The organism is Corallococcus sp. RDP092CA (genome assembly GCF_041903675.1).
In the GTDB taxonomy this organism is placed as follows: domain Bacteria; phylum Myxococcota; class Myxococcia; order Myxococcales; family Myxococcaceae; genus Corallococcus.
This window is the reverse complement of sequence record NZ_JAYESI010000036.1, coordinates 71,420-79,872: the sequence shown is the minus strand read 5'-3', so window position 1 is coordinate 79,872 and position 8,453 is coordinate 71,420. Positions and strand designations below refer to the sequence as shown.

At 67.1% G+C, this 8,453-nt stretch carries 8 protein-coding genes; 5 read left to right on the top strand and 3 right to left on the bottom strand.

Annotated elements, in window-relative coordinates; all coding sequences use genetic code 11:
• Positions 1-99: 99 nt before the first annotated feature.
• Together U8525_RS29270 and U8525_RS29265 are read right to left on the bottom strand one after the other, a co-directional pair.
• Positions 100-1,656, bottom strand: coding sequence for a serine/threonine protein kinase (locus U8525_RS29270; RefSeq protein ID WP_374270000.1), 1,557 nt, complete (start codon positions 1,654-1,656; stop codon positions 100-102).
• 9 nt (positions 1,657-1,665) lie between these two features.
• Positions 1,666-2,586 (bottom strand): DUF2381 family protein, encoded by a 921-nt coding sequence (locus tag U8525_RS29265; RefSeq protein ID WP_374269999.1) that lies wholly within the window; start codon positions 2,584-2,586, stop codon positions 1,666-1,668.
• 408 nt (positions 2,587-2,994) lie between these two features.
• On the opposite strand from U8525_RS29265, the gene U8525_RS29260 reads away from it, so the two are divergent.
• The 5 genes from U8525_RS29260 to U8525_RS29240 all read left to right on the top strand — a co-directional run bounded on the left by U8525_RS29260 (position 2,995) and on the right by U8525_RS29240 (position 7,580).
• Entirely contained in the window at positions 2,995-3,231 is a 237-nt protein-coding gene (locus tag U8525_RS29260) for a hypothetical protein (RefSeq protein ID WP_374269997.1), read from the top strand.
• A gap of 401 nt (positions 3,232-3,632) precedes the next feature.
• Entirely contained in the window at positions 3,633-4,664 is a 1,032-nt protein-coding gene (locus U8525_RS29255) for a hypothetical protein (RefSeq protein WP_374269996.1), read from the top strand.
• Positions 4,661-6,181, top strand: coding sequence for a primase-helicase family protein (locus U8525_RS29250; protein WP_374269995.1), 1,521 nt, complete (start codon positions 4,661-4,663; stop codon positions 6,179-6,181). Before U8525_RS29255 ends, U8525_RS29250 begins: the two co-directional genes overlap by 4 nt.
• A complete protein-coding gene (locus U8525_RS29245) occupies positions 6,178-6,396 on the top strand; it encodes a helix-turn-helix domain-containing protein (RefSeq protein WP_374269994.1) in 219 nt (72 codons plus the stop codon). The genes U8525_RS29250 and U8525_RS29245 overlap by 4 nt, the downstream gene beginning before the upstream one ends.
• Positions 6,393-7,580, top strand: coding sequence for a tyrosine-type recombinase/integrase (locus U8525_RS29240; RefSeq protein WP_374269993.1), 1,188 nt, complete (start codon positions 6,393-6,395; stop codon positions 7,578-7,580). The genes U8525_RS29245 and U8525_RS29240 overlap by 4 nt, the downstream gene beginning before the upstream one ends.
• Before the next feature lie 96 nt (positions 7,581-7,676).
• On the opposite strand, the gene U8525_RS29235 is transcribed toward U8525_RS29240, so the two are convergent.
• Positions 7,677-8,429 (bottom strand): SIMPL domain-containing protein, encoded by a 753-nt coding sequence (locus U8525_RS29235; RefSeq protein ID WP_374269992.1) that lies wholly within the window; start codon positions 8,427-8,429, stop codon positions 7,677-7,679.
• Positions 8,430-8,453 lie beyond the last annotated feature (24 nt).

Below are 8,453 nucleotides of genomic sequence, written 5' to 3'. Positions count from 1 at the left end.
ATGCTCGCGCATCCGCGCACCGTCCTCGTCATGGCCCCTCACTTCAACTGGCTCCTCGGCTTCTCCAACAGCAGCAGCGCTACGGATGATCAACCCTCCTCATGCTGCGATGAGGGGATCCCTCAGGACCTGCACAGAAGAACGGCCCGGCGCCAAATTCAGCCATCCCTTGTCACTTCCTCGGAACATGGCGTTACGCGCTTCCTCGGGGCACGCCCCTGATTCAGGACGCACCTGGGAGTTGCTGGGGCAGCCTAGTTGCAAGGCGACAGCGGCGCTCGCAACAGCACACTTCGCGAGGAACTCCGCCCTGGCACTGCTGGCGGCAGGAGACTTCTTGGCCGGAGTTGCGGACGGGTTTGCGACGATGGGAGCACGCTTCACGGCGGAGCTTTCCTTCCGGACGGATTCAAGAGGGGGCAAAGCTACCCCAGGGGACGACGCGGCCAGCACGCCGCCCGAGTTAGGTAAGGGACCCGCATCCTGGAGGGACATGGGCGCAGGAACGAGGGAGGCGACTCCCGCGTCCCCAGGGGAGACGGGCTCCACCGGCTGTCCCGAAACCTCCCTGGGGACAGCGATCGGAGACGTGGGGCGCAGCCACATGAAGGCCCCCGCCACGGCCGCCACGACAAGGAGCGCCACTCCGGCATCCATCAGCCGGGCCCGTCTCACACGGCGGGTAGGAGGCGTCTCCTCGTCCGTGTTGGAGGCGGGAGCGGTAGGGGGCTTCAACGAGGGGACGTGGACGGGAACAGTCCACTCCGGTCCCGCCTCGCCCGCGAGGGCCGCCAGTTCGCGGCGCATCGCCTCCGCCGTGGGCGGACGCTCCTCCGGCTTCCGCGCGATGAAGCGCATCGCCACGTCGCTCAGCCCCGCTGGCACGCGTGCATTCAGCTCTCGGGCCTGTGGGGGCACCCATCGGCCCTCGACAGCAGCCTTGGGAGAACCGCTCGCGGGCTCCGGCGTCGTCAGGACGTCATAGAGGCAGACGCCCAACGCGTAGACGTCATCCGTCACCTTGAACTCGTACCGAGCCCCCTTCTCGTCTCCGTGCTCCTTCAGGAAGCGGTAGGCCTCGGGCGAGCGGTAACGGCGGGTGCCGGGCGGCAGTGGGGCGTCCGTCAAGTCTTCGGCGTGTGTGTAGTCGCCCGCGCTGAAGTCCAGGATGACGGGCTCGCTGTCCTTCGCGCGCACCATGATGTTCGCGAGCTTCAGGTCGCGGTGGAAGATGCCGCGCCCGTGCATGTAGTCCATGGCGCCCGCGAGCTTCTCGAAGACGCGCACCACCTCCTGGGCCGTGGGGTGCGTCCGCTCCATCCACTCCGCCAGCGTGTAGCCATCCACGAAGTCCAGGACAACGTAGAGCCACCCCGTACGGAAATCTGGGAAGCGCCCGAACCCGAGGACTCCAACGATGTTCGAGTGACGGAGATGCACGAGGCAGCCCAGCTCGCGCATGAGCCGCGCGTCAGCCTGCTCCGCGTCTCCGCTGCTCGGACGGTGCATCGCGATCTTCATCGCGAAGGGGTGGCCATTCATTTCCACGCGGTAGACAGCACCGTAGGTGCCCGCACCCAGCAGCTTCACGACGCGCCAGCCGTGAATCATGTAGCCGGATGGGAGCTGCGCGGGGTGGTGAATGACCGTCAACATGGCCGACCTCTACAGCGCAACAGATGGAACGAGAAGAGCACGCGTGTCCGTGGCATCCACCAATTCCAAGCGGAACAACGTACCCGAATCCCAGGCAGGCTTCTCCGTCTCCACCGCAACGGTGACAATCTCTCCGGGCCCAATCTGCGGCTGCTTCATGTGAATGCCGAGCACATGCACCGGCACACCGCCCGTTGAACGGGTGAGCCGCGCCTCCGTAGGCGTCCAAGGTGTCTTTCCATAGTTCTTCACCTCCACGGACACCATGCCCCAGGCAGACGCGCGAAGGCTGAAGCCGTCCATGACACGCAGTGAGGACTGCATCTCCTTCTTGGGCTGACCATCAATCCTCCTGGCCGATACCCCGTCCGCGTCGAGAAGCCCCGCCAGAGCGAGGGCCGCAGGGCTGCTCGCATCGCCGCGCGCGCGGATCGCGGCAAGCTCGGCGTCCTTCGCCTTGAGCTGGGCGCGCACTTCTGACAACTCTGCCTGAAGCGCCTCGGGGCTCACCGGACGACGCGACACCTCCACGCGGGTGTCCACCATCGACGGATGCGAGACGAGAGCGATGACCGCATGCGCGGGGAAGGCTCCATCCGCGAAGCGCACGCGGAGCATCAGATGCTCACCCACGCCAAGATCCATCACTGGCTCCAGGTTGATGGCGCGCTCGCCCACGTCCACGAGCGTGAAGCGCGTGCGGCCCTCCAATTCCACGGAGTTCCGGTCCACCGCCGAGTCAAGGACGAGGGTCGTCAGGATGCCCGCCGCGACCGGGACCTCCAGGACGGGCTCACCAGGACGGGGGAGCGCGACCCGCCTGTCCCTGCGCTCGCGGACCGATGTGGACGGCTGGGCCTGGGCGGTCGTGAAGAGGAGCAGTCCCCCCAGCACGAGGGGCAGGTGCAACGCGGAGAAGGGGAAGGACAAGCGGGACGGCCTCCGCCCGCGACCCTACCAAACCGGAAGGACCCACAGCCCTGGAAACGCGGCTTGGAAACCCCGAGCGAGGTCAGGACGGCTCCACGGACACGAGGATGGGGCGGCCTCCGTGTCCCACCGTCGGCGGGGATTCGTTCAGTTTTGAGGCGAAACCCGCCTTACGCCACGCACAACGCCCACCCCGTAGGGGCCTGCGTTTTGCCCCAGAATTTCTTCAGCGTGGGGACACGCCGAGCAAGCCTTGAAGAGGCAGTGCTCCGGAAATTCGACCCGGGGGGGCATCCACTCCCACCCCGCCATGCCCGGCAACCCGTCCTGCTCCCGAGAAAACGACTGGGCGCGGGAACCACTCCCAGAAGTTGCCCCCATTGAAAGGGGGAAAGGGAGATCCGAACCATGCTGGAGCTTGTTGAGCAGTACCGCCCCCTCATCATCGAAGCACTCACCAAGGCCTCGCCGCTGGGGCTGACCGTGAAGGAGCTGTGCGCCGCGCTCGGAGCCGGAGAGCAGGTCCTCCGCCGTTGCCTCGCCGCCCTCGTCCTGGCTGGCGTCCTGCGCGAGGCCGCGAGGTACACGCCCGGAGCGCGCGGCGCGGTGCCTCGCGTCTACAGCCTCACCGCGAGGGACGCATGAGCGCCCAGTGCCTGCCTCCCCGTTGCGGTTGTGACGGAATGACTGACGGAACGCTGTTTCCTACTCCCCTCCTCTCTACTCTCCTTAAGGAAGAGAAACTTCCGTCATTCCGTCATGAAGCGGGGCGTCTTCAGAGGGAAAAAGGGCATGACGGAACAATGACGGAGCTTCATCGCGTCCGTCATTCCGTCACGACTTCGCCCACTCCTTGCGTCGTCTCGCTATCCGTCACCGCGACCTCTGGCGTCGGTGCTCCCGTGCCCCCAGGTGTCGAGGCGCTGCCGCCGCACCAAGTCCCAGTGCCGCCCACCGCGTCCATGCCCTGGTCCGTCTGCCTGATTGAGTCCTGCTTCAAACCTGCGGCACTGACTCCCGTTGCATACGAGTCGGCAGAGGAACTCATGGCGGCCCTCTTCGAGGTGGCGATGGCTCCACTGCTGCGCGCCGAGAAGGATGGTCGCGCCCTCATCCCCGCGAAGCCCCATCCCCCGCGCGCAGACGGGCTGTACGAGGGCAAGGACGGCGAGCCCACCCCCAAGCCCTACCGGCGCAATGCGAACTTCTCGCACGTCGCGCTGGCCGTCGTGGACTTCGACTGCGAGACGCACGACGCGTTGGAGGCGTGGCTCGCGGACCTGCGCCGCCATGGCCGCTGGTTCCTCGCTTATCCGACGCACTCCTTCGGGAAGGCCGAAAAGCCCATCCGCTATCGCGTCGTCCTGCCCTTCAGTGAGCCCGTCCCTGTTGGCTCCGCGAGCCGATGGTCCGAGCGCCTCTGGCCGCACCTCATGAATTGCCTGGGGCTCGGAGAGCAGGCCGCCGCCGCGTTGAAGGCAGACCCCGCATGCAAGGACGTGTCGAGGCTCTACTACCTTCCAAGCTGGGACCCCGCGAATCCCATGACGCGCCCGACGCCGGAGCACCACCAAGGCAGGTCGCTCGATGTGGAGGAGCTGTTCGGCCCGTTGCTGCGACAGCCCTTCGCCCGCTACGCCGAGCGTCCCAGCGAAGCACAGGTGGAAGGAGCCCAGACAGCGGACCTCCCAGCCGTGCGCGCACGGCTCCGGCGCTTCAAGAATCCTGGCTACCTCACCGTCCTCACGCAGTTGGACGCTGGCGAAGTGCTCATGCTCGACGGCCAGCGGCACCTCGGCATCAACCGGCTCACGGAGATGCTCGCGAGGGTCGCGGAACCGGAGGAAAGCTCCGAGAGCCTCCTCCACATCGCCCGGCGCTCGCTCGATGCGCTCGCGTGTCTGGAGCCGGGCCGCAACGTGTGGGGCGAAGCCCTGCGAGGGCTGCGAGGTGCTCGGGCCAAGCTCCAGCAGTGGAACCGCCAGAAGGAGGCGCAACGGGCCGCCGAAGAAGAGGCGTGGCGTCGAACCCTGGTCCTCGCTGCCTCCTCGCGCCAGCGCCCTGGAGGGACGCGATGACGACGGACATCACTCTTGCTGACGAAGCGCCCGCAGCCGACATCGAAGCCGCGTGCGCCGAAGTCGCCAAGCTACCGCTGGTGAAGGTCGTCCCACTGGAGCGCTACCTCGCGCGCAGGCCGGATGGCCGCTCTTTCGGCACGGAGTTCCTGACCCAGAAGGCAGCCGAGGACTACCTCATCCTGCGCAACATCCTCCCCCCACGAGACACATGGGCACGAAGTGTCAGCCCGCTGGCTGCGTCGCCGAACTTGAAGGACGTCTGCGCGGGCGTCATGGAGATTGAATGCAGGCCCAACGCGCCGGAGCTGCTGCTGCGTCAGGACGGGATGCTCGGAGTGAATCTCTGGGAGCCCCCCAAACTGGCTCCTACCCCCGGCGAGTGGCCCCTGGTGCGGCGAGTGCTCCTCTGGCTCGCGGAGGATGAGGCGGGGCTCGATTGGCTGCTCAACTGGGTGGCGTTCAAGGCGCAGAACCCCGGCGCCCGCCCCGGTACCGCCATCCTTTTCCAAGGGCCCCCGGGCTCGGGAAAGAACGTGCTCTACCGCATCCTGGCGCACCTGCTGGGCCCGGCGAACTGCGTCCAGATTGGAGAGCCTGACCTAGCCAAGCCCTACAACACCCACTACGCCACCAAGCTCCTCATCTTCGCCAACGAGTTACTCGACAACCACAAACGCGGCGGTTCCCTGGGGGATGGCTTGAAGGCCGTCATCACGGATGGGGAGGTCTTCCTGGAGAGCAAGGGCGTCGCACGCACGCCCGCCGTGAACCGCGCCGCGCTGCTCGCCGCGACCAATCGCACGAAGCCCATCGAAATCGAGGAGAGCGACCGGCGCTGGACGGTGTTCCACAACAAGACCAAGCCCGCCGAGTACGTGCACACGGACCTCGGCATGACGCACCGTGAGTTCCTGGAGTCCCTGCATGCCCCAGGAGAGGACGACGCGTTCACCCCTGAGTTCATGCAACAGGTGGCCGCCTTCGCACATGAAGTGAGCACCCGCGCCGTGAACCTCCGGCGTGTCCGCCGTCCCCACGAGAACGTGTCGCGGAGCGAGCTTCAGCAGCTCAGCGAGCCCGTGACGGAGCAGTTCCTCCGCGAGCTGAACGAAACCCCTGCGCCGGATCGGCAGCTCCTTGACTGGGCGCAGATGAGCCCCCACGCGCCCTCGTACCTCCATGCGCCTCAAGGGCCCGTGGTCGGAAAGACCAAGGCGCTCGTGAACGATGTCCTCTTCGCCGCCGTGGTGGGGTTCTGCCGGTTGGTTGGCCAGAAGCACCCTCCCCAGAAACGGACCTTCCTGAACGCGCTGAAGTCCGCAGGGTGGCTTGAGGTGCGGGACAGCAAGGCCCGAGGGTGGCTGCCCCCATGGCACCAAGGGAACAGCGACACGAACCCGTCCGAGGCCGTGGTCGTTCCATTCGAAGCGGGCCGCGACATGTCACGCCCGAGCGCGACTCCTGTCTCTCCTTCTGCTTCCCTCCAGCGCCCCCAGGTCGAGCCATGCCGATGACCGCCACCAACCAGGGCCCCGCCGTGCCCGAGTTCCTCACCGTGGAAGAAGCCGCCGCGCTCCTGCGCGTGAACCGCAAGACGTTGTACGAGGCCATCCGTCTCGGGCAGGTGCCCGGCATCGCCCGCCTCGGCAGAGTGCTCCGCATCCACCGCGACGCGCTGCTAGCATGGCGGCCGGGTAACGGCGGTCCTGCGCTCGGAGTGAAGCCATGAGCGTCAGACTGCGGAAGTGGAAAACGAAGGAGGGCAAGGTGGAGGAGGCGTGGTGGGTGGACGTCAAGTACCAGTACCCCAGCGGGAAGGTGGAGCGAGTCCGCAAGGCATCGCCCATCAACACCCGTCGGGGCGCGGAGGAGTACGAGCGTCAGGTCCGCCACGCCTTGCTGACCGGGACCTTCGGAAAGGAGCAGCCCACGGAGAAGCGCGTCGTCACGCTGGCGGAGTTCGAGCCGCGCTTCATCACGTACAGCGAGAACAACAACAAGGGCAGCACCCTGATCAGCAAGCGGCAAATCCTGGACGACCACATCCGCCCATTCTTCGGGGCAATGGCACTGGATTCCATCGGCCTCGCGGAGGTCGAGGACTTCAAGGCCGCCATGCGCAAGAAGCACTCAGGCGCGCGGGCACGGAAGGAAGCCCCCTCACGGGCGGCCCTCCGCTTGCGCAAGGGCTCCGGGCCACCGCCCATGAGCCCCCGGTACATCAACAACACCCTCACGGTGCTGCACAAGCTGCTCACGCTGGCGCAGGAGCAGGGCGTCATCGCCCATGTTCCACGCGTGAAGCTCCTCAAGGTGGCGAAGCCTCCCTTCGACTTCCTCACCTTCGAGGAGGCCGAGCGGTTGGTTGCCCATGCCGAACCTGAGTGGAGGACGCTGATTCTCGTCGCCATCAAGACGGGGCTCCGCGAGGGAGAGCTGATGGGGCTCCAGTGGAACGACCTGGACTTGCAGCGCGGCAAACTCCAGGTCCGGCGCACCCGCACGAAGGGAGAAGAGGGACCGCCCAAGGGCGGATGCGAGCGGACGGTGGACCTCCCCACTTCAACGGTCGAAACCCTCAAAGGACACCGGCACCTGCGAGGGGCCTACGTGTTCTGTCAGGAGGACGGCCAACCCCTCACCGATGGTCTGATGAGGAGGCCCCTTGAGCGCTGCCTGCGGTGGGCGGACATCACCCGCGAACAGGGCCGCATCGGATGGCATGACCTCCGCCACACCTACGGCAGCCACCTCGCCATGCGCGGCGTCCCGCTCAAGGTCATCCAGGAACTGATGGGTCACGCCACCCTCGAAATGACGATGCGGTACGCCCATCTCTCCCCGGAAACGAAGGAGCGCGCCGTCCAACAGCTCGACGCGCCCGCTTCGCCCAACCGCGCCGCTCTGGCCTGACCGCGCCAGAGGGGCACATTGGGGGCACATGACGATCCCCCGACAACGCAGCACCCCGGCAAGCCGTTGAGATTGCTGGCCTTGTGACTCCCGGAACTACTGGATGGCGAAGATGAGCGTCACCTTCGCCTGCACCGTCTGCTCCTCCGGCTGGATGGGCGTGGAGGGCGCGGCGCGCGCCCCGGCCATGTCCATGGCGAAGGTGGCCGGGTACAGGCGCGGCGCCTCCGTCACCGTGCTCGCGTCCAGCACCGCGCCCAGCTTCACGTTCAGCGACGCGGCCAGCACCTCCGCGGACTTGCGCGCGCGGACCACCGCCTGACGCAGCGCCTCGCCCTGCACCGCGTCCTCGCGACTCAACCCGAAGCGCACCGAGTCCACCCGGTTCGCCCCCGCCGCCAACGCCTTGTCCAACAAGCCCCCCACCTTGGACAGGTCCGTCACGTGCACGCTCACCAGGTTGCTCACCCGGTAGCCCTTCAGCTTCGGCTCCCCACCCTGCGGCGGCGCCGGCGTGTACTCGGGATAGACGTTGTAGTTGCGCGTCTGCAGGTCCCGCTTCGCGATGCCCGCGCCCGTCAGCGCCGCGAGCACCTTCTCCATCCGCCTCGCGTTCTCCTCACCCGCCGCCTTCGCGTTCGGGGCGGACGTCTCCACCGCCACGTCGATGAAGGCCTCGTCCGGCTGCGCCTTCACCTCCCCCGTGCCCTCCACGCGCAGCGTGCGCACCTGCGGATCCACGGGCGGCCGGGGCTGCGGTGAGCCCGGCGACGGGACCTGCGTCTGCGCCGCGGCCGTGAACCCCGCGAGCACCACCAACGTCGTCAACACCCTGCGAACAGCGGACATGGCGCCTCCTTCCCAAGGCCCGAG